This is a genomic window from Pseudoduganella sp. RAF19 (assembly GCF_052114165.1).
Classification (GTDB): Bacteria; Pseudomonadota; Gammaproteobacteria; order Burkholderiales; family Burkholderiaceae_D; genus Rugamonas.
This window is the reverse complement of sequence record NZ_JBFREF010000001.1, coordinates 837,040-861,003: the sequence shown is the minus strand read 5'-3', so window position 1 is coordinate 861,003 and position 23,964 is coordinate 837,040. Positions and strand designations below refer to the sequence as shown.

The 23,964-nt window shown below is 60.1% G+C and carries 24 protein-coding genes and 2 tRNA genes; 6 read left to right on the top strand and 20 right to left on the bottom strand.

Annotation, left to right across the window (positions count from 1 at the left end):
• Positions 1-6 precede the first annotated feature (6 nt).
• From pheT to infA, 8 genes are all read right to left on the bottom strand, one after another.
• A complete protein-coding gene (gene pheT / locus AB4Z19_RS04105; RefSeq protein WP_442027530.1) occupies positions 7-2,433 on the bottom strand; it encodes a phenylalanine--tRNA ligase subunit beta in 2,427 nt (808 codons plus the stop codon).
• A gap of 95 nt (positions 2,434-2,528) precedes the next feature.
• Positions 2,529-3,545, bottom strand: coding sequence for a phenylalanine--tRNA ligase subunit alpha (gene pheS / locus AB4Z19_RS04100; protein ID WP_442034355.1), 1,017 nt, complete (start codon positions 3,543-3,545; stop codon positions 2,529-2,531).
• Positions 3,546-3,645: 100 nt separating this feature from the next.
• Positions 3,646-4,005 carry a 50S ribosomal protein L20 gene (gene rplT / locus AB4Z19_RS04095; protein ID WP_442029832.1) on the bottom strand — a complete coding sequence of 120 codons (360 nt, stop codon included), beginning with the start codon at positions 4,003-4,005 and terminating at the stop codon, positions 3,646-3,648.
• A 27-nt stretch (positions 4,006-4,032) separates the two neighbouring features.
• Positions 4,033-4,230, bottom strand: coding sequence for a 50S ribosomal protein L35 (gene rpmI, locus AB4Z19_RS04090; protein ID WP_056135342.1), 198 nt, complete (start codon positions 4,228-4,230; stop codon positions 4,033-4,035).
• A 108-nt stretch (positions 4,231-4,338) separates the two neighbouring features.
• Positions 4,339-4,566 carry a GDCCVxC domain-containing (seleno)protein gene (locus tag AB4Z19_RS04085; protein ID WP_442029834.1) on the bottom strand — a complete coding sequence of 76 codons (228 nt, stop codon included), beginning with the start codon at positions 4,564-4,566 and terminating at the stop codon, positions 4,339-4,341.
• Positions 4,563-5,018, bottom strand: coding sequence for a hypothetical protein (locus AB4Z19_RS04080; RefSeq protein ID WP_442034353.1), 456 nt, complete (start codon positions 5,016-5,018; stop codon positions 4,563-4,565). The genes AB4Z19_RS04085 and AB4Z19_RS04080 overlap by 4 nt, the downstream gene beginning before the upstream one ends.
• Positions 5,019-5,258: 240 nt before the next feature.
• A complete protein-coding gene (locus tag AB4Z19_RS04075; RefSeq protein WP_442034351.1) occupies positions 5,259-5,498 on the bottom strand; it encodes a hypothetical protein in 240 nt (79 codons plus the stop codon).
• Between the two features lie 80 nt (positions 5,499-5,578).
• Positions 5,579-5,839, bottom strand: coding sequence for a translation initiation factor IF-1 (gene infA, locus AB4Z19_RS04070; RefSeq protein WP_442028769.1), 261 nt, complete (start codon positions 5,837-5,839; stop codon positions 5,579-5,581).
• A 391-nt stretch (positions 5,840-6,230) separates the two neighbouring features.
• On the opposite strand from infA, the gene AB4Z19_RS04065 reads away from it, so the two are divergent.
• Positions 6,231-7,412, top strand: a complete 1,182-nt coding sequence (locus AB4Z19_RS04065) for a DesA family fatty acid desaturase (protein WP_442028768.1) — start codon at positions 6,231-6,233, stop codon at positions 7,410-7,412.
• A gap of 64 nt (positions 7,413-7,476) precedes the next feature.
• On the opposite strand, the gene infC is transcribed toward AB4Z19_RS04065, so the two are convergent.
• From infC to AB4Z19_RS04045, 4 genes are all read right to left on the bottom strand, one after another.
• Positions 7,477-7,998: a translation initiation factor IF-3 gene (gene infC / locus AB4Z19_RS04060; RefSeq protein WP_442028771.1), complete on the bottom strand. Its 522-nt coding sequence runs from the start codon at positions 7,996-7,998 to the stop codon at positions 7,477-7,479.
• Positions 7,999-8,049: 51 nt separating this feature from the next.
• Entirely contained in the window at positions 8,050-9,957 is a 1,908-nt protein-coding gene (thrS, locus tag AB4Z19_RS04055) for a threonine--tRNA ligase (protein ID WP_442034447.1), read from the bottom strand.
• A 187-nt stretch (positions 9,958-10,144) separates the two neighbouring features.
• A tRNA-Val gene (locus AB4Z19_RS04050) sits at positions 10,145-10,221 on the bottom strand.
• A 30-nt stretch (positions 10,222-10,251) separates the two neighbouring features.
• Positions 10,252-10,328, bottom strand: a tRNA-Val gene (locus AB4Z19_RS04045).
• A gap of 91 nt (positions 10,329-10,419) precedes the next feature.
• Between AB4Z19_RS04045 and AB4Z19_RS04040 the strand changes: the two genes are divergently transcribed.
• Positions 10,420-11,334, top strand: a complete 915-nt coding sequence (locus AB4Z19_RS04040) for a cation diffusion facilitator family transporter (protein WP_442025943.1) — start codon at positions 10,420-10,422, stop codon at positions 11,332-11,334.
• A 16-nt stretch (positions 11,335-11,350) separates the two neighbouring features.
• On the opposite strand, the gene AB4Z19_RS04035 is transcribed toward AB4Z19_RS04040, so the two are convergent.
• Complete coding sequence (locus AB4Z19_RS04035) at positions 11,351-11,815, bottom strand: lipocalin-like domain-containing protein (RefSeq protein ID WP_442025942.1); 465 nt, start codon at positions 11,813-11,815, stop codon at positions 11,351-11,353.
• A 98-nt stretch (positions 11,816-11,913) separates the two neighbouring features.
• On the opposite strand from AB4Z19_RS04035, the gene AB4Z19_RS04030 reads away from it, so the two are divergent.
• Positions 11,914-12,795 (top strand): LysR family transcriptional regulator, encoded by an 882-nt coding sequence (locus tag AB4Z19_RS04030; protein ID WP_442025941.1) that lies wholly within the window; start codon positions 11,914-11,916, stop codon positions 12,793-12,795.
• On the opposite strand, the gene AB4Z19_RS04025 is transcribed toward AB4Z19_RS04030, so the two are convergent.
• The 4 genes from AB4Z19_RS04025 to AB4Z19_RS04010 form a co-directional block, all read right to left on the bottom strand.
• The gene (locus tag AB4Z19_RS04025) at positions 12,742-15,711 is read right to left on the bottom strand and encodes a patatin-like phospholipase family protein (RefSeq protein ID WP_442025940.1); all 2,970 of its coding nucleotides are present in this window, start codon (positions 15,709-15,711) and stop codon (positions 12,742-12,744) included. The genes AB4Z19_RS04030 and AB4Z19_RS04025 overlap by 54 nt on opposite strands.
• 103 nt (positions 15,712-15,814) lie before the next feature.
• Positions 15,815-18,061 carry a RelA/SpoT family protein gene (locus tag AB4Z19_RS04020; RefSeq protein ID WP_442034349.1) on the bottom strand — a complete coding sequence of 749 codons (2,247 nt, stop codon included), beginning with the start codon at positions 18,059-18,061 and terminating at the stop codon, positions 15,815-15,817.
• 30 nt (positions 18,062-18,091) lie between these two features.
• Positions 18,092-18,442, bottom strand: coding sequence for a RidA family protein (locus AB4Z19_RS04015; protein ID WP_442034347.1), 351 nt, complete (start codon positions 18,440-18,442; stop codon positions 18,092-18,094).
• 8 nt (positions 18,443-18,450) lie between these two features.
• Positions 18,451-19,332, bottom strand: coding sequence for an alpha/beta fold hydrolase (locus AB4Z19_RS04010; RefSeq protein ID WP_442027164.1), 882 nt, complete (start codon positions 19,330-19,332; stop codon positions 18,451-18,453).
• Positions 19,333-19,443: 111 nt separating this feature from the next.
• Here AB4Z19_RS04010 and AB4Z19_RS04005 point away from each other — a divergent pair, with 111 nt between their 5' ends.
• Positions 19,444-20,238: a 3-hydroxybutyrate dehydrogenase gene (locus tag AB4Z19_RS04005; RefSeq protein WP_442027163.1), complete on the top strand. Its 795-nt coding sequence runs from the start codon at positions 19,444-19,446 to the stop codon at positions 20,236-20,238.
• A 74-nt stretch (positions 20,239-20,312) separates the two neighbouring features.
• A complete protein-coding gene (locus AB4Z19_RS04000; RefSeq protein WP_442027162.1) occupies positions 20,313-21,191 on the top strand; it encodes a hypothetical protein in 879 nt (292 codons plus the stop codon).
• Here AB4Z19_RS04000 and AB4Z19_RS03995 read toward each other — a convergent pair.
• On the bottom strand, positions 21,188-21,784 hold the full coding sequence (locus tag AB4Z19_RS03995; protein ID WP_442034345.1) for a hypothetical protein: 597 nt from the start codon (positions 21,782-21,784) through the stop codon (positions 21,188-21,190). The genes AB4Z19_RS04000 and AB4Z19_RS03995 overlap by 4 nt on opposite strands.
• A 326-nt stretch (positions 21,785-22,110) precedes the next feature.
• Between AB4Z19_RS03995 and aqpZ the strand changes: the two genes are divergently transcribed.
• On the top strand, positions 22,111-22,806 hold the full coding sequence (aqpZ, locus tag AB4Z19_RS03990) for an aquaporin Z (protein WP_442027160.1): 696 nt from the start codon (positions 22,111-22,113) through the stop codon (positions 22,804-22,806).
• A gap of 3 nt (positions 22,807-22,809) precedes the next feature.
• Here the strand turns inward: aqpZ and AB4Z19_RS03985 are convergent, their stop codons facing one another.
• Positions 22,810-23,229: a DUF4019 domain-containing protein gene (locus AB4Z19_RS03985; protein WP_442027159.1), complete on the bottom strand. Its 420-nt coding sequence runs from the start codon at positions 23,227-23,229 to the stop codon at positions 22,810-22,812.
• A gap of 116 nt (positions 23,230-23,345) precedes the next feature.
• Complete coding sequence (locus AB4Z19_RS03980) at positions 23,346-23,873, bottom strand: gamma carbonic anhydrase family protein (protein ID WP_442027158.1); 528 nt, start codon at positions 23,871-23,873, stop codon at positions 23,346-23,348.
• Between the last annotated feature and the right edge of the window lie 91 nt (positions 23,874-23,964).

The window sequence follows — 23,964 nt, the reverse complement described above, 5'->3', positions numbered from 1 at the left end:
TCGCGGTCAGGCTCGAACGCGTGCCCCGCATTTTTCGGTCGCCGCAGCCGTCACAGCTGCGATCAAAGCGTCGACCACGTCGTCCTGCAGGGTGTTTTGAGTATCTTGCAAGCTAAAGCGGAAAGCAAGCGATTTTTCGTCGTTTTCCAAACCTTTGCCGCGATATTCATCAAACAAAACAATGGCTTGCACGATGCGGCCGGACGCATGTGCTGCCACGGCGCCCTTGAAAGCGTCGAGCAGGCACTGCGCAGCTACCTCTGCCTTGACCACCATGGCCAGGTCGCGCGTTGCACCAGGGAATTTTGAAATTTCTTCATATTTTGGTACAGCGCGTTGCTGTAACGCAACAGCATCCACTTCGAACAGGACTGGCGCCTTCGGCAGATCGTATTTCTGCAGCCAGCGCGGGTGCAGTTCGCCGATGAAACCGATGACCTTGCCATCCAGCTCAACCGATGCCGAGCGGCCCGGATGCAGGGCTGGGTGGTTCAGCTTGGCAAAGCGCAGCTGGGCCGGCGCGAACAGCGCTTCCAGATCGGCCTTCATGTCGAAGAAGTCGACGTCGCGGGTATCCATGCCCCACTGCTCATCGGCCACCGGGCCGTAAGCCATGGCGGCCACGCGCTGCGGCTGGTCGTAGCCGGCCACGGTCAGCGGGCCGTCGGCAATCGCGTTGTCGCGCTGGTAGATCGCACCAACTTCGAATACGCGCACGCGCGGCTGTTTGCGGTTGACGTTGTAGCGCACATTGGCGACCAGGCTGCCGATCAGCGAAGAACGCATCACGGACAACTGGCTGGCGATCGGATTCTGCAGCTTGATCGGGCTGTCGTTGCCGTTGAAGTCCAGTTCCCACTGGGCTTCCACAAAGCTCATGTTCACGACTTCCTGGAAGCCCAGGTCGGCCAGCTGGTGGCGCACGGCGAAGATGGAACGGGTGTCTTCATCAGCGATACGCATCTCGTTGGCAGCCACCGGCGGGCGCGTCGGGATGTTCTCGAAACCGTACACGCGGGCCACTTCTTCGATCAGGTCTTCTTCGATTTCGATGTCGAAGCGGTAGGATGGCGCGGTCACGCTGAACACGCCGTTTTCAAGCGTGAACGGCAGCGCCAGGCGCTTGAAGATATCGGCCACGACTTCATCGGTCAGCGCAACGCCGATCACCTTGGCGGCGCGGGCGGTACGCATGGTCACCGGGGCGCGCTGCGGCAGATTGACGATCTGGTCGTCGATCGGGCCGACCTTGGTGCCTGCCGTGCCGCAAATTTCGATCAGCAGCGAGGTAATACGCTCCAGGTGTTCAAGAATGGTCGCGTAGTCCACGCCGCGCTCGAAGCGGTGTGCCGCATCGGTCGAGAAGTTGTACTTGCGCGCACGGCCCTGGATGGCGTTCGGCCACCAGAATGCGGCTTCCAGATAGATGTTGGTGGTGTCGTCCGACACGGCAGTCGCATCGCCGCCCATGATGCCGGCGAGCGATTCCAGTTCCTTGTCGTCGGCGATCACGCCAACCCAGTCATCCACTTCGATGGTGTTGCCGTTCAGGAGCTTGAGCTGTTCGCCTTTGCGGCCCCAGCGCACATCCAGGCCACCGTGGATCTTGTCCAGATCGAAGACGTGGGATGGGCGGCCCAGTTCCAGCATGACGTAGTTGGAGATGTCCACCAGCGCCGACACAGGACGCTGGCCACTGCGCTCAAGGCGCTGCTTCATCCACTCCGGCGTTTCCGCTTTCGCGTTCAGGCCGCGGATCACACGGCCGGCAAAGCGGCCGCACAGGTCCGGTGCGCTGACTTTGGCGCGCAGTTTTTCGTCGGTGTTGACAGGCACTTCACGATACTGCGGCATGTTCAGCACGGAGCCGGTGAGCGCGGACACTTCGCGCGCCACGCCCAGCACGGACAGGCAGTCCGCCTTGTTCGGGGTCAGCTTGATGGTGAACTTCAGATCGTTCAGCGCCCAGTAGTCGCGGAAGTTCTTGCCGACCGGCGCGTCGTCCGGCAGCTCGATCAGGCCCGCGTGGTCTTCGGACAGGTGCAGCTCGCGCGCGGAGCACAGCATGCCCTGCGACTCGACACCGCGCAGCTGGCCGACCTGGATTTCAAACGGCTTGCCGTCGGTGCCAGGCGGCAGCACGGCGCCGGCCATCGCGCATACGACCTTCAGGCCGGGACGCACGTTCGGTGCGCCGCATACGATGTTCAGCAGCGTGCCGGTGCCCACGTCCACCTGGCAGACGTTCAGGCGGTCGGCGTTCGGGTGCTTGGCCATTTCGCGCACGTGGCCAACCACCACGTTATTGAAAGGCGGAGCGACAGGATCGACCTCTTCCACTTCGAGGCCGGACATGGTCAACAGGTGCGCCAGTTCGTCCGAAGTCATTTTCGGATCGACCATGGTGCGGAGCCAGTTTTCGGAGAATTGCATAGTCTTGGTTGCCTTCTTCGTTATCTTGTTTGAAACCCGAGGCGGAGACCTGGTGGCTGCCACGACGTGGCAGCCACCTGCTTCACGCCATTGGTTTAGTTGAACTGCTTCAGGAAGCGCAGATCGCCTTCGTAGAACAGGCGCAGGTCGTTGACGCCGTAGCGCAGCATTGTCAGGCGCTCCAGGCCGGAGCCGAACGCGAAGCCGATGTACTTCTCGGGGTCGAGACCGAAATTGCGCACCACGTTCGGGTGTACCTGGCCGGAGCCGGACACTTCCAGCCAGCGGCCTTTCAGCGGGCCGGAGCCGAAGGCGATGTCGATTTCCGCCGATGGTTCGGTAAATGGGAAATACGAAGGACGGAAGCGCACTTGCAGATCGTCCGTTTCGAAGAAAGCCTTCACGAAATTGAGGTACACGCCCTTCAGGTCGGCGAAGGAGATGTTCTCGGCAATCCACAGGCCTTCGACCTGGTGGAACATCGGCGAGTGCGTGGCATCGCTGTCGACGCGATAGGTACGGCCCGGCGCGATCACCTTGATCGGCGGAGTGTGGCTGCGCGCGTAACGCACCTGCATCGGCGAGGTGTGGGTACGCAGCAGCAGCGGCTTGCCTTCGCTGTCGTTGCCTTCAATGTAGAAGGTGTCCTGCATCGAACGGGCCGGATGGTTTTCCGGCGAATTCAGTGCAGTGAAATTGGTCCAGTCGTTCTCGATCTCGGGACCGCCGGCGACGTCGAAGCCGATGGAGCGGAAAATGGCTTCCACACGCTCCCAGGTGCGCATCACGGGATGGATGCCGCCCGGCGCGCGGCCACGGCCTGGCAGCGTCACGTCGATCGCTTCGGCGTTCAGGCGCTCTTGCAACTGGGCTTCGGCCAGGGCATCTCGGCGCGCGGTCAGCGCGTTCTCGATCTGCACTTTGGCAGCGTTGATCAGGGCGCCCTGGGTCTTCTTCTCTTCCGGGGTCAGCTTGCCCAGGCCCTTCATCATTTCGGTAATCTGGCCGGTCTTGCCAAGATACTTGGCTTTGGCGTTTTCGAGTGCGGCAGCGTCTGCGGCGGCGACAAAATCAGCCTGCGCGGAGACGACGAGTTGTTCGAGGGAGTTCATCCGACTGTTTTCCTGTTTTGGAAATTAAAAACGGGACCTGGTTCGCACCATGTCCCGCTTCTTATGAGCGCTGCCCGAAGGCAGCGCGCATCACTGGCAATTAAGCAGCGATCTTGGCTTTGACGACGTTGACAATCGCTGCAAATGCAGGCTTGTCCATCACAGCCATATCAGCCAGGACCTTACGGTCCAGTTCAATCGCGGCCTTCTTCAGACCATTCATGAACACGCTGTAGGTCAGACCGTGCTCGCGGGAAGCCGCGTTGATACGGGTGATCCACAGGGCGCGGAAGACGCGCTTCTTGTTACGACGGTCGCGGTATGCGTACTGACCAGCGCGCATCACTGCTTGCTTGGCAATACGGAATACTTTGCTGCGACGACCGCGGTAACCCTTGGCCAGGTTCAGTACTTTTTTATGACGGGCACGCGCGGTAACCCCACGTTTTACTCGAGGCATAGTAGCTCCTTAAATAATGTTGTGAGATTAAGCGGACGGCATCATGCGGTAGACGCTTTGAACGTCGGACGCATTGATGTTACGGGTGCCACGCAGTTGACGCTTGTTTTTGGTGGTCTTCTTGGTCAGGATGTGACGCTTGAACGCCATGCCCGACTTAACGGTGCCACCTGGGCGCACGCGAAAACGCTTCTTCGCGGAGCTCTTAGTTTTCATTTTTGGCATGTGAATGCTCCAAATATGACCGGATTGCAGGTGGCAGCCCTACGCTGCGCTTTCGGTGCCTGCTCTCACGGGAACCTCGGATTGTAGCACAGTTGTACGCAAAAGAAACTACTTCGCTGGCCTGGAACAGCATCCACCCTCGGGATTCTGCATCGGCGGGCAAACTACGGTGCCGTAGGAGCAGTACACGCAGCAATCGCCCGGCTTCGGCCGCAGCACGGCGTGGCAGCTTTCACATTCATAGTGCCATTGGCAGGCGTTGACAGGCATTACCTCCTGCTTCGCATGCCCGCATTCCGGACAGGTCAGCACGGAGTCGAGGATGACGTTATTCATGTTGGCGTTCGCTCCACGGCGGTTTTGATGTCTTGTAGATCTTGCAGGAGGGCTTTTCGGGCTACCCCCTTGAAAAGCAGCATCATTGGCGATGACAGCCTGGCCGCCAACGTCTGCGGCAGGGAATCGTGGGAAGTGGTCAGCGTGACGGAACCGTTGCCGTTTTCTGCGATGCTCGTGGTGGCCAGGAATAGATAGCCGTCGCTTTCGGCGCGGGTGGTGTAGAACTTGCCTTCGATTGCGTCAGTAATCCATTTCTCGACGGTTGCCGGTTTCCCGAACAGCATTCGCGTCTCGCGCCAACGCAAACCCACCAGCCCGGTTGATGGTTTTTCGATGATTTCTATTCCGAGAATGCCTTTGATAATATTCGTGGCGCCTTCGATATCAGTCATGGCATTCCATACTGCCGCCCCGCTTGCGATAATGGCGATCTGCGCGTCTACGATCATGCTCTTTGTCCTTCCCTCGAATCTCGCCGGGGACTCAGTGACTCAATGCTTCTAAATGCCAATGATATAGCAGAACCTGCAGAGCCAATAATCTGCGCAGAAGAATTATTGGCCAATTCGCCGCGCCGAGGATTTAATCCATCTCAAGCAGAAAATGCCACGGCTTAAGTGAGCAAATAGCACATCTCCTATGGCAGATACTGCTCAGGCAGTCCAGTTCATGCCAGCTTTCAGCGCGTTTTAACCAAGAGTTGGCGCGTGTGCACTGCGATGAATAGGCCTGCGACGATGTGGCGTGGTGAGGAGGCGTGTGATGGCGAGAGCGCTGATCTCAGCAGAATAAAGCATTTCTCGCGCCTGGCTGGGATGATGAATTGCCAGCACCAGCGCCTGGTCAATAAATCGCGACAAGGCACGATTCAGACGCGGCTGAGGAAATGCGTTGGCGCCACTCGGGGGAGAATATTTCTGGCTGTCCATACTTTGCTCCCATCTGGAAATGGCAAGACGCCGAGCGCAGTATGGCAGCAATACGATTTAAGTGACGCACTGCCGCGCAGTCAGCGGCGGCGAAATGGCTGAGCACCGCCGGTGCTGCGTTTTTCAATATGGCGGAATACGATGCGGCCCTTGCTCAGGTCGTAGGGCGACAATTCAAGCGTCACCTTATCGCCGGCCAGAATACGGATGAAATTCTTCTTCATTCGGCCCGCCGTGTAGGCGATTAATTTGTGGCCGTTATCCAGGTCGACGCGAAAGCGCTGGTCCGGCAGGATCTCCACGACCACGCCGTTCATTTCAATTAGTTCTTCTTTTGCCATGTGTTTTTTTAATGTGCGATTGCGAGGTGCGAAAAAAAAGCCCGCTTTGCTGCGGGCTTCGTTTCAATGTAATGCCAGTTTCAATCGCAGCTCCAGCCCGTGCTATCTGCGCGGTGCGGAGCAGTCGGCCAGTGCTATCTGCAAAGTGCCGGCGTGTGACCAATGTATGGTGCTACAAGGTGGAGCACTCGAGAACTCCACCGCAGAACGCAGTATAGCACAGTTTTTTGTGCGGCGCACAAATATTTCGCATTCCGAAAAGCGCATGCTGAGAAGCGCTCGTGCAGGCAGTGCCGTAAGAAACGACAATGGCCAGCCAGGTTGATGCGTGGTAGTGTAGGTGGCCTCCCCTGCGCCGGCAAAAATCTTCCGATGACGAACTGGAGCCGCAATGACACTGCTTGAGTGGCTACAACACGGCATGCTGGCCGTAAGCTGGTGGCAAATCGCGCTGCTTACCCTTGCGGCAACGCATATCACCATCGTCGCCGTCACGGTCTATCTGCACCGTTGCCAAACCCACGGCGCGCTGCGCCTGCATCCCCTGCCTGCCCATTTCTTTCGCTTCTGGCTTTGGCTCACCACGGGAATGGTGACGCGCGAGTGGGTCGCCGTGCATCGCTGCCATCACACCCACTGTGAAACCGGACGCGATCCACACAGCCCACAGGTCCTTGGCATTCATACTGTGCTGTGGCGCGGCGCCGAACTTTATCGCGATGCGATCGGACAGGCTGCCCTGCTTGAACGCTATGGCGCTGGCACACCAAACGACTGGATAGAACGCCGTGTGTATAGCCGCTATGTCTGGCAAGGCCCCGCCCTGCTGCTGCTCATCGATGTCGCACTGTTTGGCGTACTTGGCGTGACCATGTGGGCAGTCCAGATGATGTGGATACCATTTCTGGCGGCGGGCGTGATCAATGGCCTTGGCCACTATTTCGGCTACCGCAATTTCGACTGTAAGGAAGCTGCGACCAATATCCTGCCGCTTGGCTTGCTGATCGGCGGCGAGGAACTCCACAACAATCATCACACCTTCCCGACTTCGGCTAAATTGTCGGTCCGCTGGTTCGAGTTCGATATTGGATGGGGCTACATCCGCATCTTGCAATGGCTGCGCCTCGCCCGGGTGCGGCAGGCGGGAAATCCGCTGACCACCCAGGCCAATCAGGTGGCGCCCACCCTGGAATCCTTGAAACAAGTGCTGGCCAACCGCGCGCTGCTGGTGCGGCAGCTTACGCACAGCATGATGGAACTTTACCGGCTGGAGCGCGCGTCCTTGCTGCGACAGTTGCCGCGCGATGCGATGCGAAATATCGTGCGCCTGCTGCGGCGCGATCCACAGCGCCTGACGGCAGAAGAATTGAATCGCTTGACGCAATGGCTGGCGCATAGCGCGCCGCTAAGCCACATGCATCAGGCGCGCCTTCGCCTCAATCATCTCTGGGTCCCCTCCGGCGCCTCGGCCGAGCACCTGCTCGCCGAACTAAGGGCCTGGTGTGCAAGCGCCCAGCAGGAAGGCCCCGCACCATTGCGCCGCTTTGCGCTCCAGCTGGCGCGTTACGGGTGATCTGTGCCTGAAAAATAAAAAAGGCCAGCACTGGGCTGGCCTTTTTTGAATGGCAAAGGAAGAATTACTTCTTCTTTTTCGGCGCCAGAACCATGATCATCTGGCGGCCTTCCATTTTCGGGAACTGCTCGACCTGGCCATGCGGCTCCAGGTCGGCTTTCAGACGCTCGAGCATGCGCATGCCGATGTCCTGGTGGGCCATTTCACGGCCGCGGAAGCGCAGAGTGATCTTGGTCTTATCACCGTCTTCCAGGAACTTGATCAGATTGCGCAGCTTGATGTTGTAGTCGCCATCATCGGTACCCGGACGGAATTTGACTTCCTTCACGGAGATTACCTTCTGCTTCAACTTGGCTTCGTGCGCCTTCTTCTGTTCCGAATACTTGAACTTGCCGTAGTCCATGAGGCGGCAAACCGGTGGAGTCGCATTCGGCGCGATTTCCACCAGGTCGACGTTCGCCTCTTCCGCGAGACGGAAAGCTTCGGCCAGGCTTACGATGCCCAGCGGTTCATTGTCCACGCCCGACAGACGCATTTCGGGATGGGTGATCTCGCCATTGATGCGATGTGACTTGTCAGTAGCTATTGCAGTTTCCTTTAATGTTTGTTTGCTGGCCGGTTGCGGAGAAGTCCCGCATCAGGCTTTGGTAGCGACGTCTTGCTGGAGTCGCTCCACCAGGGCATCGATGGACATGACGCCCAGATCGACATTGCCCCGGGCACGCACGGCCACGGTGTTGGCATCCCGCTCTTTATCGCCGACAACCAGAATGTACGGCAGTTTTTGGACGGAATGTTCGCGTATTTTATACGTGATCTTCTCGTTGCGCAAATCAGCCTCCACGCGGAATCCCAGCTTTTTCAGCTTGGCAGCAAGGTCTTTGCAGTATTCCGCCTGCGCGTCGCTGATGTTGAGAATCGATACTTGCACAGGCGCAAGCCACATCGGCATCGCGCCGGCATGGTTCTCGATCAGGATGCCAATGAAGCGCTCCAGGGAACCAACAATCGCACGGTGCAGCATGACCGGGGTCTTGCGGGTGTTGTCAACATCGACATATTCCGCGCCCAGACGGCCCGGCATGGAGAAGTCCACCTGCATGGTGCCAACCTGCCACGGACGGCCCAGCGAATCCTTCAGGTGGTACTCGATCTTCGGACCGTAGAAAGCACCCTCGCCCGGCAGCTCAGTCCAGGTCACGCCGCAAGCGCGCAGCGCGGAACGCAGCGCTTCTTCGGCTTCATCCCATACTTCGTCTGAACCGATACGGCTGTCCGGACGCAGCGCCAGCTTCACGTCGATGCTGTCGAACTTGAAATCTTTATAGACTTCCATCGCCTGCGAGTGGAAGGCCGTCACTTCGGATTCGATCTGCTCTTCGGTACAGAAGATGTGGCCGTCGTCCTGGGTAAAGCCGCGCACGCGCATCACGCCGTGCAGCGCGCCCGAGGATTCGTTGCGGTGGCACTGGCCGAACTCGCCGTAGCGCAGCGGCAGGTCGCGATAGGAATGCAGGCCGGAGTTATAGATCTGCACGTGGCCCGGGCAGTTCATCGGCTTCAGCGCGTAGGAACGGTTCTCGGACTCGGTGGTGAACATGTTTTCGCGATAGTTCTCCCAGTGGCCGGTCTTTTCCCACAGGGTGCGGTCCAGGATCTGCGGCGCCTTCACTTCGTCGTAGCCGTTTTCCTGGTACTTGCGGCGCATGTACTGCTCCACCTGCTGCCAGATGGTCCAGCCTTTCGGATGCCAGAAGATCAGGCCAGGCGCTTCGTCCTGGAAGTGGAACAGGTCCAGCTGTTTGCCCAGCTTGCGGTGATCGCGCTTCTCGGCTTCTTCCAGCATGTGCAGGTACTGCTCCTGGTCTTCCTTCTTGGCCCAGGCGGTGCCATACACACGCTGCAGCATTTCGTTCTTGCTGTCGCCGCGCCAGTAAGCGCCGGCCAGCTTCATCAGCTTGAACACTTTCAGCTTGCCGGTGGACGGCACGTGCGGGCCGCGGCACAGGTCGGTGAACGCGCCTTCGCTGTACAGGGACACGTCTTCATTGGCCGGAATCGAGGCGATGATTTCGGCCTTGTAGTGTTCATTGATGGACTTGAAGTAAGCCACGGCTTCGTCGCGCGGCAGTACCTTGCGGGTCACCTGCTCGTCCTTCTTCGCCAGTTCGGCCATCTTCTTCTCGATCGCCACCAGGTCTTCCGGCGTGAATGGACGCTTGTAGCTGAAGTCGTAGTAGAAGCCGTTGTCGATCACCGGGCCGATGGTCACTTGCGCATCAGGGAACAGTTCCTTGACGGCGTAGGCCAGCAAGTGCGCGGTGGAGTGGCGAATGACATCCAGGCCTTCCGGATCGCGGTCGGTCACGATGGCGACGTCGGAGTCTTTGTCGATCAGGAAGGAAGTATCGACAACCTTGCCATCGACCTTGCCGGCCAGCGCGGCTTTACCCAGGCTGGTGCTGATGTTGGACGCCACTTGTGCGACGGTGACGGGCGCTTCGAATTGACGGATGGAGCCGTCGGGCAGTCGGACTGAAACCATCATGATCTCCAGAAGAAGGAACTACAAAGGATATAGGGAAAATACGGACGAAAAAAAACGCGGGCTAGCCGCGTTTTTCTTCAATTGAACAAGCAAAAGAAAGCCGATCGACTAGCGTCACTCACCAACTGTCATGGTAGTTCGCGGTGTCATAACCGGTGTGCCTTTCTCGCTCTTACAAAGTGTCTGGTGGGCGGTGCAGAATTCGAATCTGCGACCCCTTGGATGTCGACCAAGTATTCTAACCAGCTGAACTAACCGCCCGTTGTCTTTTGCAATCTTACTACAGTGTTCTGGTGGGCGGTGCAGAATTCGAATCTGCGACCCCCTGGATGTCGACCAGGTATTCTAACCAGCTGAACTAACCGCCCGGAGACCAGCATTATAGAGATGCGCTTCCGGGATGACAAGTATTTTCCCAAGAAAACATTGCTATGTCGCCTATGCTATATTCCAAGGCCTATGCAAACCAAGATTCCCTCCTCCTCCGCCCATTTGCACGCCCACCTCGACGGCGATGCCAAACATGCCCACTTTGCCGAACAGCGCAGCCAGACAGCGCTGGCCTTCGCGCTTGCATTGACGCTGAGCTTTGCGGTGGTGGAAGTGGTGGCTGGCTTCATGTCCAATTCGCTCGCGCTGATTTCGGATGCGGGCCATATGGTGACTGATGCGGCCTCGCTCGGCCTGGCCCTGCTGGCGCAACTGATCGCCAAACGTCCGCCATCGGCACGCTATTCTTTTGGCTATGGCCGCGCAGAAGCGCTGGCTGCTTTCGTCAACGGCCTCGCCATGCTGGCGGTCGTGGGCTGGATTTTCGTGGAGGCGATTCACCGCTTCTCCGATCCCGCGCCGGTGCAGGGCGGCACCGTGCTGATCGTCGCCGCGCTGGGCCTGGCGATTAATGTGCTGGTGGCGTGGACGCTGTCGCGCGACCAGGGCAGCATGAACACCCGCGCCGCGCTGGTGCACGTGATGGGCGACCTGCTTGGCTCCGTGGCTGCGCTGATCGCCGGCGCCGTCATCCTGTGGACGGGCTGGATGCAGATCGACCCGCTGCTGTCCGTGCTCGTCTCGCTGCTGATCCTGAAATCCACCGTGACGATCCTGCGCGAGTCCTACCACCATCTGATGGAAGGCGTGCCGGAAGGCGCGAACTATCTGCAAATCGGCGCCGACCTGGCAGCCATCGACGGCGTCGTGTCCGTGCACGACCTGCACGTGTGGGACATGTCGCCCGGCCACCCGGCCCTCATCGGCCACCTCGAAATCAGCGACCTGCAGGAATGGCCGCGCGTGCTGCGCGATGTGAAGGCCATGCTGCTGTCGCGCCACGGCATCGACCACATCACGCTGCAGGCCGAGCCCGAACACTAAGCAAAATTCACTGGCACTATCGCTGCGCGACGCGGCGCCAGACGGAGATCGGTACGTCGCCATCCGGCCGCGGCGGCACGCGCCATTCCAGCACATCGCCCGTCAGCTTGTAGGGCCGCTTCTGCACGGCGCCATCCAGTTGCGGATTCGACGCGGCAGTGATCCTGAACGTCATGGTGTCCGCGTCAACGCTGTACTGGCCGTAATGCGTACTCATGGTGAGCACCAGGCGCTTGTACTCAGGCGCCGGTCCATTGCGGTAGTCACCCTCGAACGGCGGACGCTCCGCGTGATAGATCTGCAGCGCGTAACTGCCATCCTTCGACATGGTCAGCGTGCCGCGCGGCTTGCTGCCGTAATCGTCGCTGCGCGTACCGTCGCGGTGCTCGCGGTAAGCGCCAATCATCTCCCAATTGCCGGACAGGTCGGCGGCCTGCGCCACCCCGGCCAGGCTGAGTAGTACCAATATCAGTGTCTTCATTGCGGAACTCCATTCGTTGAACGTGGCGCCAACGATAAATGCATGGCGCGCGCCGCGAAATGGCAAAAACTTCGCCTTCCCCGTGCATAATTGCACCTATGGATAATCCCGACTGGAATGACCTGCGCTATTTCCTCGCCGTGATCGAGGCCGGCTCGCTGTCCGGCGCCGCACGCGCGCTGGGCGTCGAGCACACCACCGTCGCACGGCGCATCGAGGCGCTGGAGCAGGTACTCGGCCTGCGCCTGTTCGACCGCTTCGCACGCGGCTGGTCGCTGACCGAGGCCGGACAATCTCTGCTGCCGCAAGCGCGCCGCATCGGCGACGACGTGCTTGGTCTGCTGCGCCAGGCGGCCGGGGCGTCGAGCGCCCAGGGCACCGTGCGCATTTCAGCGCCACCGGCCATTGCCGCGCACTGGATCGCACCGCGTTTGGCCGCACTGCGTCCGCATCTGGATGCAATTGATATCGAATTGGCGGCCGAAGCGGGCCATGCCGACCTGTCGCGCCGCGATGCCGACATCGCCCTGCGCTACCAGCGCCCAGCCGCGCCGGACATGGCCGTGCGCGCGGTCGCGCAAGTGCAGTACCGCGTGTGCGCGACGGCCGCCTACGTGGCGGACCACGCAGCGGAAGATTGGGAATTCATCGGCTACGACGACAGCCTGTCCGAAGCCCCGCAGCAGCAATGGCTGGAAGAATTCGCCAACGGCCGCCGCTTCACTTTCCGCTCCAACGACCTCGCCACAATCCACACCGCAGCGCTCACCGGCGCCGGCGTGGCCGTGCTGCCCGACTACCTGGATGGACCGCCGGCGCTGCCCGGCATCGACTGCCCGATCCAGCGCCAGCTATGGATGGTGATTCACGATGACGTGCGCAAATCCGCCCGCGTGCGCAAAGTGGCAGACTTGCTGGCGGATCTATTAGGCGCGTCGTCCATCACCAGTACGCCGCCGCGGAAGGACCGTGATTTTTGAGGGAGGCACCGGCACTTCGGGCCACACTTTGCTCAACTCCACCCAGTCCATCTGCGACAGACTGGATTTGAATACCGCGTCTGTCAATTCCTTGCCCAGCCGGCGATAGCTTTCGAACTGGTCTTCCGCGTAGAACTGGTCGCCGGTCGATTCATGCGGGAAGGTCGGATGCGTGGCGTGGTACTGCTGCACAGAAGAATCCTCGGTCTTGCCGTTCATGGACGCCTTCAGGTAGATCAGCAGACCGGTTGTCCCGTCGGGATACAAAATGGCGCCAACTGCGAAACGCGAACGGCTATATCCGTTGTGCAGGCGAATGTCGCGCACATTGATCACGATTTCCGTGTCAAAGTCGACCTTGCACATGCGGATCAGCGTGCCCAGTCCTTCAAAGTTCATTTCGGGATCGCACTCCGCATCGCTGGCAACAATCAGCTTGCAGCGGCGGCGCACCAGTTCGTACATCGCCAGGTTTTCAAAATGGCCGCCATCCGACACCATCACATACTTCGCACCGGCATCGGCAAGACCGAACAGTTCAAGCAGCAAATAGCGCATGCTGAGCAGCGGCGACGCATGCTTTGGCTTACGCGCCGGATTGGCAAACCACCAGCCCAGGCGCACATTGAACATCGTCAGCAGGATCGCCACCGCCGGCGAAGTATGGTAGCCCTGGTTGGGACTGGCCGCGGCGCCCGAAACTGCCACGGCCTGCCCTAACGTTACAGGCCGCCGGAAATCACTGTGCGGCTGGTAGCCAGGTTTGCCGTCCAATGCCTTCAAGTAGCTGCTGCCCATCACATACGGCGTGATCGCGAAATTTGCACTATGCCGTGTGTGCAGCGACAGATCGCTCGATCCTCCCAGATTCAACGCGCAATTGACAATATGCAGCGGACCTGCCGCGACCGGATTTGCCGCGGTGCCGCCTTGCAGTTCACTCATGGGGAGGTCGTCCGCATCGTCAAAGCCTGTGAAGTGCTGGGGCTTGCGCGCCTGCACGCGGGTGGCGCCCAAATAGCAGCGCACCAGGCGATTGCGATAGAAAGCGTTCAGACTGAACTCATTGATATCCACCCGCCACATAAAAATGCCCAAAGCGATCGCGCAGCCGAGAATGATCCAGCTCAAGTGCTCGTTGCCGGTCTTCAGGTACGGCCAATGATTCGCGTAGAACAGATTGAGCTGCACCCAGGTGCCATCCGCCCGCTCGCTATTCCATAACACGACATGAATGGCACTCGACACCACGAGCAGCAGGCCGGCAATGAAGACGTACGGAGCGACCAGCGCAATGGCGTTGATTACCTTACTGCCACTAGAAGCGGGCTCGCTACGAATCTTGTCATCGCCGGCAGCCTTGTTCGAATTCCCCGCCAACAAGCCGCCCGCCGTCGAAGCAATCCAGGCGACAACAGCAGAAATGCCCGGCCAATGTTCGCCATCGACCAGCCACGCAGTCAACAGCGGGCCATAAAGCGCCGACACCATCGCCAGCCAGACACCGAACGCGTAGATGCACACCCAGGCGGCAAGGCGGCTCCACCATTCACGCATGCCCTCGAGCGACGAGCGGCCAAGCAGGCCAATTTGCAACGTCACCGCCAGCGAAAACGCAATCAGCAGCAAGGGCGGTCCCCATACCAGGGCGTGCCAGACGCCTGATTCGCCCTTTTCGTAGAACAGCTGCATCAACACCAAAATGCCGCAAAACATGGCATGCAGGGCGGCGGCGCTCAGTGCAGAAACACCAATCGCCAGGCCGGCATAGGCAAAGGGACGCCAACCTGCATCCCGCAACACATCCCTTCGTAGCGAGCAGCAAGACAGGATCAGCATCGAAGCAAACGAGATCGCGATCGGGAAAGGCCAGTGCCGCCACGCCTTCAGGACCAGCTCTCCATAATGCTTCATGCCAGTGATCTCATTGCCGGGTACCGTGCCGCGCACCAGCCCCCACATCACCGCGGCCAGCAGGAATGCCGTGAAGATCATCGGCAGCACGACCATGGTCTGCACCTGGCTCTGGTCATAGATCACCTCATCGCAACCAGGCTTTGCTTTAGGCAGGAGACAGCGTAACTTCAGCACGGGCGGCACCAGGGCTATCGCGCACAGCGACAAGCACAAGGCCATCGGCAACGCATATTCATTGGCCGGGCCGTCTATGAAGGGATTAAATCCCGTGACTACCTTGATCGTAACCGCGCCAGCCAAGGCGCCCAACGCCACAGCGCCCCAGGCACGCCAGCCGCAGGCATCGTAGCTGAATTGCCCTTTGTGCTCGTGGCTGGCGGCCGGCCGCTGCAGCTGCATCAGATTGGCGCCAATCCCCGTCACTGCCAGCAGGAATAACGCAACCGTCAGCCAGCGCGCGCCTTGCTGAGGTGGCCATTGCTGGAACGGCACATCCAGGCTGCGCGCCAGCAGCATCACCAGTACCAGGCTCAACACCACGGTCAACTGCACCAGGATCGTATTGCGGATCCAGATCGTCAGCATGGACCAGGTGTCCGCACTGAAGAAACCAAGTTGCGGCGACAGATAGTTTGAATATTTGCGCAGGTGGGCGATGGACTCGCGCCAGTCCGCACCTTTCGCGAGCCAGTTCGGCTTGCGCAGGCAGTTGGCGCTCAGCCAGCTGGAGATATAGCCGCCGCCGGAGACTGACGACAGATAGTCGAATTTTTCAAGCAGGCCCAGTTCCTTGAGGCTTTCCAGCACACCCAAGCCGAAGGTCGCGCTACGGATGCCTCCGCCAGAAAATGCCAGGCCGGACAGGCCCGTATCATCCTGTCCTCGCACGGCGTCGCGGCGAGCCTTGATGAAATCACGTTCGTTGATCACCACCGGCTCGGCTGCCGGATCCCCTTTGAATTCAGTCGACCCCTGTCGGTCCAGGCTCGCGATCTCCATTTGTCGCCTCCCTTGTAAGAGTATTCTTACAGGATAACCGGCAAGACAACGTTGGATTATCTCCAATTGTCACATGCGAGCCGGCGCAGCCGGCCTCAATGCATCAGGCGCGGCGGGCTTCGATCACCCCGGTGACTTCGCAGATCGCGGCCAGCGCCTTTTGCAGCTGGGCGGTGGCGCCCACTTCGGCGGTGAAGGTCATGCGCGCCTGGCCTTTGGCGGACTGGGTGTTCACGCCGATCACATTGATCTTCTCGCGCGAAAAGATTTCCGAGATGTCGCGCAGCAGGCCCTGGCGGTCGCCGGCCAGCACGAACAGGTCGACCGGATACACGGTATCGGACCGTGCGCTGCCCCATTCGGTGACGATCACGCGTTCAGGCGCCTTGGCACGCATCTCGGCGAAGTTCTTGCACGAGGCGCGGTGGATCGACACGCCCTTGCCGCGCGTGACAAAGCCCACGATCGGATCAGGCGGCGCCGGCTTGCAGCATTTGGCCAGCATGGTCATCAGGCCATCGGTGCCAACCACCAGCACGCCCGATTTGGCGCCCTGCTCCACGCTGGAGGCGCGGCTCTTGTTGACGGCCACCTGGTCCGCCGGCTCTTCCGATTCGGCCGGTTCGTGCAGCGCCTGCTCCACATGGCGCAGGCTGAATTCATCTTTGCCGACCGACAGGAACAGATCGTCCACCTTGTTGAAGCCCAGCTTCTGCGCCAGCGCTTCCAGGTTGACGGCGGTCTTGCCCTCGCGCTGCAGCGATTTTTCCACCAGCGAGCGGCCGCTCGCCAGCGTTTCCTGGATGTCGATGGCGTGGAACCAGGCGCGCACCTTGGAGCGGGTGCGGCTGCTGACCGTGTATTCGGGGCTCAGCCAGTCGCGCGACGGTCCCGCGGTGCCGGGCGCGCCCTTGGCAGTAATGATCTCGCAGGACTGGCCGCTCTTGAGCGCCGTATTCAGCGGCACCATCACGCCATCCACCTTGGCGCCGCGGCAGCGGTGGCCGACGTCGCTGTGCAGATGGTAAGCGAAGTCGATCGGCGTCGCGCCCACCGGCAGCTCAATCACACGCGCCTGCGGCGTCAGCACGAAGATGCGGTCGTCCAGGGAGGTGGCCTTCAGCTTCTCGACCCACTCGCGCTGCTGCTCTTCGTCGCCCACCATGGCGTCCGCCACTTCGGACTTCCACGCCAGCAGCTGGCGCAGCCAGGCGATCTTCTCGTCGTACTGCTGGCCCTTGAAATTGGAGCCGCCCTCCTCCTTGTAGCGCCAGTGCGCCGCCACGCCGTATTCGGCGAAGCTGTGCATCTCCTGGGTGCGGATCTGCACTTCGAGGGGACGGCCATCGTCCGCCGTCACCACCGTGTGCAGCGACTGGTAGCCGTTCGGCTTGGGACGGGAAATGTAATCGTCGAATTCTTTCGGAATCGGCGTCCAGATATTGTGGACCACGCCGAGCACCGTGTAGCAGGTCTTCACGTCATCGACGATCACGCGGAAGGCGCGCACATCGTACAGTTCCGAGAAGTCCAGCTCCTTGCCCTTCATCTTGCTCCAGATGGAGTAGATGTGCTTGGGGCGGCCGAACACTTCGGCCTTGATGCCTGCCGCGTCCAGCTCGGACTGCAGGCGCGTGATCGAGGAAGACACGAAGCTCTCGCGCGCCATGCGCTTCTCTTCCAGCATCTTCGCGATACGTTTATACGTTTCCGGCTCGATGAAGCGGAACGACAGGTCTTCCAACTCCCACTTGATCTGCCAGATGCCGAGGCGGTTGGCCAGCGGCGCGTACAGGTCCAGCGTTTCGCGGCCATAGGCGCGCGTCATCTCGTTGAACAGTTTGGCATCGGCAAAGTAGCGCAAGGTGGTGCAGCAGGAAGCCAGCCGCACCAGCACCACGCGCATATCGGTCGCCATCGCGAGCAGCATCTTGCGCAGGGATTCAACCTGCGCCACGGCCTGCTGGGCCGCGCTCTTGCTGCGGGTGGAGCCGCCCGGCGCTGTCTGGGTAAGTTCGCGCAGGCGGATCAGTTGGCGCACGCCTGTCACCAGCTCGCCGACTTCAGTGCCGAAGCGGGGCTCGATGCCAGGGGCGGTATCGGCGTCGAGCAGGGTAAGCTCGAACACCAGGCCGGCAATACGGGTTTCGACATCGCTGCGCAGGAAGGCCAGCGTGCTGGCAACGCCCACGGAAAATTCGAACGCATCTTGTCCGTAGCTTGTCTTCCTGCCCGCATAGGCCTCGCTGGCGTAATCCAGCGCGGCAAGCATGCGGGCTCCATCATCGGCGGACAGGCCTTGCACCAGCTGGTCCGACGTTGCGCTATTGAGAGCCGCGATTGAAACCATGATAAAACCTTGTTTGTTACGGGGAGTTGCTTACTTCTGTGCTGCCACGATGACGATTTCAACGAGGCAGGCCGGATTGGCCAGATTGGCTTCCACGGTCGCGCGCGGCGGCGTGGCGCCCTGCACCACCCAGGCTTCCCACACTTCGTTCATGCCGGGGAAGTTGGCCATATCGGTGATGTAGATCTGGGTCGACAGGATGCGCGACTTGTCGCTGCCCGCTTCTTCCAGCAGACGGTCGATGTGGGCCAGCACTTCAGCCGTTTGCTCCTTGATGCCGACGTCCGTTTTTTCAGCGATCTGGCCAGCCAGATACACGGTGCCGTTGTGGACGGCGATTTCGGACAGGCGTTTACCTACGTGAAAGCGTTTGATTTCCATGGTTCTCTTCAGTGGTTCAACAAAAAATCCTTGGCGATGGCGATCTGGTCGTCATGCAGGAACGTCGGCGCGTGGCCGACACCGGGAATTTCAATCAGCTTGGCCTTGGGGCCGCGCTGGGTCATGCTCAGTGCTGTCTCGCGCGACAGCAGGTCGGAATTGGCGCCGCGCACCAGCAGTGTCGGGCACTTGATGGCATCGTAGGCGGCCCACAGCATGGCTTCGTCGGACTTGGCCGATTCCGGCGTCACCGACTGGAACGGCAGGGCCAGGCCCATATCGTAGTGGCGCACCCAGTAGCCTTCCTTTTCCTGGCGTAGCACGTCGGCGGCCAGTTTATGCCATTCGGCGTCGGTATGTTCGCCGAAGGTGGTCGAGACGTCGCGCACGAACTTGGCGCCGATCTCGAAAGTCGGGAAGCGTACTTCCTGGCCGATGTAGTCGCCGATGCGCTGCACAGCCACGGCGTCCAAAGTGGGGCCGATGTCATTCAACACAAGCTTTGCGACCGGGCTATCCGGCAATGAGGCCAGGCCCATGCCGATCAGGCCGCCCATCGAGGTGCCGAACCAGTCGACGGTCTGGCGCTCGCCATTGGCCAGCACGCGCGCCAGCAGGGTCACCATATCGCTCACGTATTGCGGAATGCGGTACAACTGCGGGTTGCGCAGCTTGCCGGAACGGCCGCGGCCCACCACATCCGGGCAGATCACGCGGTAATCCTTGCACAGGGCACGCGCCAGGTTATCGAAGTCGTCCGACACGCGCGTTACGCCATGCACACACACCAGCACATTGGGATTATCCGCCTCGCCCCATTCCTTGTAAGCCATCTGGTGCAGGCCCGATAGGGAGAAACACTGAACAGACTTTATTTTTGCTTCAATCATTCTTCAATCCCTCGCACGGTGTTACTTTTTGGGCTACATTCTACCTTGGCTTACGCTTAAAATCTTGTGAAGTGTAACCCACCAGACAACTTTGATTGCAGAGGACACGCTATGACTAGTTCCACCCTGAGTGGCAAGACCGCCCTGGTAACCGGCTCCACCTCCGGCATCGGCCTGGGCATCGCCCGCTCGCTGGCGGCCGAAGGCGCCAACATCGTATTCAACGGCTTCGGCGACGCGGCCGAAATCGAGAAACTGCAGGCCGACGTGGCCAAGGAATTCAACGTGCAATGCGCCTATCATGGCGCCGACATGAGCAAGCCGGAACAGATCGAAGACATGTTCGCTTACGCCACCGCGCGCTTTGGCGGCGTCGATGTGCTGGTCAATAACGCGGGCATCCAGCACGTGGCCAACGTCGAAGATTTCCCGCCTGAGAAATGGGATGCGATCATCGCCATCAATCTGACCTCGGCCTTCCACACATCGCGCCACGCCATTCATCACATGAAGAAGCAGAAGTGGGGCCGCATCATCAACCTCGCTTCCACGCATGGACTGGTGGCATCGGCCGGCAAGTCGGCCTACGTCGCCGCCAAACACGGCCTGGTCGGTCTGACCAAGTCCACCGCGCTGGAACTGGCGCAGACCGGCGTCACCTGCAACGCCATCTGCCCTGGATGGGTCCTGACGCCGCTGGTGCAGAAACAGATCGACGCCCGCGCCGCCAAAGATGGCTTGAGCAACGACGAAGCCAAACGCGCCCTGCTGGCCGACAAGCAGCCCTCCGGTGAATTCGTCACACCGGAAGAATTGGGCGCCCTTGCCGTCTTCCTATGCAGCGACGCCGCCAAGCAAGTGCGCGGCGTGGCATGGAACATGGACGGCGGCTGGGTCGCTCAATAATTTCAAAGGGCGCTCATTGCGCGTAACCGCGGCACTGCTTTGCGCCTGCAAGCCAACCTACTTACCGAGATGCGATGAGCAAGCAAATCAAAGTTCTGCTGCAAACGACCATTGAGTCCGCGCCCAACGACTGGCATATCGGGCGGTTCTCGATGCTGCGCACTTATCTGGCCGGCCTTGAAGGCCCTGATGGTGCTCCCCTGTTCACCATAACGGCACGCGATCGCGGTCCGGTTGGCGAGCCGGACCCGGTGCTGTCAACACTGGCTTCTTCGGACTTCGATGAAGTCCGGCTGTTTGCGGTTGATGTCGGCAATGGCTTGCACGCCGACGATTGCGCAGGCCTGTCGGCCTTTCACCGTAAAGGCGGCGGTCTGATGGTCACGCGCGACCATATGGACCTTGGCTGTTCGATCTGTTCAATCGCCACCGTCGGCGCCCTGCACCAATTCCACACCCGCGACGGCGTGGCCGAGGACCCGCGTTGCGCGCCGGACGATCGCGGCACGCCGCAGATCCTCTGGCCCAACTACCATTCCGGCGCCAATGGCGACGCTCAGCAAATCTCGGTCGCCAGCCCGGCGCATCCGGTGCTGCGCGATCCCGATTCGGCAGATGGCGTGATCCACTACCTGCCTGCCCACCCGCATGAAGGTGCCGTCGGCGCCCCACCCGACAATCCGCGGGCCCGCGTGATCGCAACTGGCGTGAGCAAAGCCACCGGCAATCGCTTCAACCTCGCGGTTGCCGTCGAACCCGCAGAAGGCCGCGGTCCCGTGATCGCGCAATCGACCTTCCACCACTTTGCCGACTATAACTGGGACCCCGCCATGGGCTGCCCCGACTTCGTCAGCGAAGCCCCCGGTAGCAGTCTCGCCACTACGCCCGGCGCAATGAACTCCGTTCACCACTACGTCCGCAATGTAGCCCTGTGGCTGGCCGGCCGGCTCTAGTCTTCCAGCCATTCACTCTCCAGCTGGTCGTCGCGCCTGCGGTGCTTAGCCACCCGGCGCTCGACCTGCCGCTCAGCCTGCCGCCGGCTCTGATCGACCAGCAGCAGCGCCGTCTGCAGCGCTTCGCTCATGCTCCGCGCCGCGAGTTGAATTGCTTCGGCTGGCGACGGCTGAGCCGCCTTCGAATCCGCGCTCAAGGCGCGCCGTAGCTTATCCGCCTGCGTCCAGTCGCAATCCTGTGGGCGGCGAACCCACAAATCGCGCCAGGCATTGCGCGCCTCACCAGCAGCCGCAGTCACCATTTGCCGCGGCGAGACGGCTCGCCCACGGAAAACGAGCTCGTCTCCAATCACCTCGCCATACGACACCTGCCCCATGCAGTGCACGCGCAATCGCGTGCCGCTCGGCAGAAACAGGCACTTCCACTGATAGCCAGTGACCGGCGCAACCACTCGCTGCCGCGAGTTGATCCAAAGTTGCACTGCGCGCGTGACCGCTTCCGAAGCGCACAGCGGGCTGTCGGACGCGTGCAAGAATTTCAACAGCCGCGAATACGTTGCGTACGGCACCAGATCCCGATTCGGCTTATCCATGATCATGCCCTCCTCGACCATTAGAGCACCAGGTGAGCGATTGGTTCCCAAGTCTCTCGCCCGTTTTGTCTCTTTCACCCGTTTTATTGTGTCTCTTCTTGTCTCTTTCTGTCTCTTTTTAGGGCGCCGAAAAAAGAGACAGAAAGAGACAAGAAGAGACAGAACGCACACCCCAAAAGAGACAAAACGGGCGAGAGACTTGCGGCGAGGGTCGTCACCCCGAATTTGTAAATGCAGGTATTTTCTAATTTGGCAACATGGTATGCTCCGCTCAGCGGGCGCGAGCCTGCATATGGGTGAATAAAATAATTGCGAAAGAGTCCAAAATGAATAACGTGAAGAAATGGTCGGCGGAGTTTCTCGGTACTTTTTGGCTGACGCTGGGCGGCTGTGGCAGCGCTGTGCTGGCGGCGGCGTTTCCGCAAGTGGGCATTGGCCTGCTGGGTGTCTCACTGGCGTTCGGATTGACGGTCGTGACGGGCGCCTACGCGCTGGGCCCCATTTCAGGCGGACACTTTAACCCTGCCGTTTCCGTGGGCCTCGTGGTCGGCAAGCGCTTCTCGGCCGCCGAGCTGCCCGGCTATATTATTTCGCAAGTGCTGGGCGCAATTGCGGCCGCGGCGATTCTGTATCTGATCGTCTCCGGCAAAGCGGACTTTGCCGGCACGGCGGGATTTGCCTCGAACGGCTACGGCACCAGCTCGCCCGGCGGCTTCAGCATGATGTCGGTACTGGTGTGCGAAGTGGTGATGACGGCCATCTTCCTGATCGTCATTCTCGGCGCGACAGCCAAGCGCGCAGCAGGCGGGTTCGGTGGGCTGGCCATCGGCCTGTGCCTGACGCTGATTCACCTGGTCTCGATCCCCGTCTCGAACACCTCGGTGAATCCGGCCCGCAGCACCGGCCCTGCCCTGTTTGCGCAGACAGACGCGCTGAGCCAGCTGTGGCTGTTCTGGGTCGCCCCCATTGTCGGTGCAGTCATCGGCGCGCTGATTTACAACGCGCTGCTATCCGACGAATAAGGCCTACTTCTCCGCATTGCTGACCGAGTAACCCGATACGCGCCAAACGCCATCCTTCTCGTGGGTGGAAGTCACGACTTCCTTTACCTGAGGGCTTTTCTCGTATCGGGACTCATATTCAAAGGAAATCGCTTCAGTATCCGCCTTGGTCTTTTTCACGGCGGACGACTTCAGCTTGCGCGATTTGAATTCGCCCAGCGGCGCATGGGTGGCCGTGGCGAGCATCGTCCATGCCATCTTCGACATATCCTTCACCCCGGACGAGCTGCTGTTATACGCTGCCGAATACTCCTCCGAATCCATCAGCTTCAGCCAGCGTTCAGCAGCCACGCGGGCGTCAGACACCTCTTTGGCATCCTGAGCGAATGCCGCAGAGCTAGTCAAAAGCAAGGCAGCCAAAATGACCGACGACAGTTTTTTCACATTCCCTCCGAAAGTAAAGATTCGGCCAAACGATAAAGCGGGGATGCCGCCGCCGTCCAACGCTCTGCGATGAACGGCGGACTTCGGGCGCTGAATTGCAGTTTTAAGACGGCGAATTACTTCTGATAATTATTCTTCACGCGAACGTAGTGTTCCGCAGAATACTTGAGATAGGCAATCTCCTCCGGCGTGAGTTCGCGGATGCGCATGGCCGGGCGGCCGACGTAGAGGCCACCGCTTTTCAGCACCTTGCCCGGCGACACCAGGCTGCCGGCGCCGACCATCACGTGCTTTTCGATCACCACATCGTCCATGATGATGGAACCCATGCCGATCAGGCACTCGTCGCCGATGGTGCAGCCATGCAGCAGCACCGAATGGCCGATGGTCACGTAATTCCCAATCCTTAAAGGCGAGCCCTCCGGCTTGGCCGGCGTCTTGTGCGACACATGGCACATGGCGAAGTCCTGCACGTTGGAGCACTCGCCGACCGTGATTGAGTTCACGTCGCCGCGCAGCACGGTATTACACCAAATGGAGGAATTGCGGCCAACCTTTACGTCGCCGATAATTTGAGCAGAGTCGTGGGCGAACACGCCGTCGGCAAGTTCGGGGGTGGTATCGAGATAGGCTTGTATTGGCATAGTTAAATTATATTGTGGTTTTCCACAATGCGGATAATCACAATGGTTATAACCCAGATCGTTTGCGATGATGAGACTATCGGAGACGAAA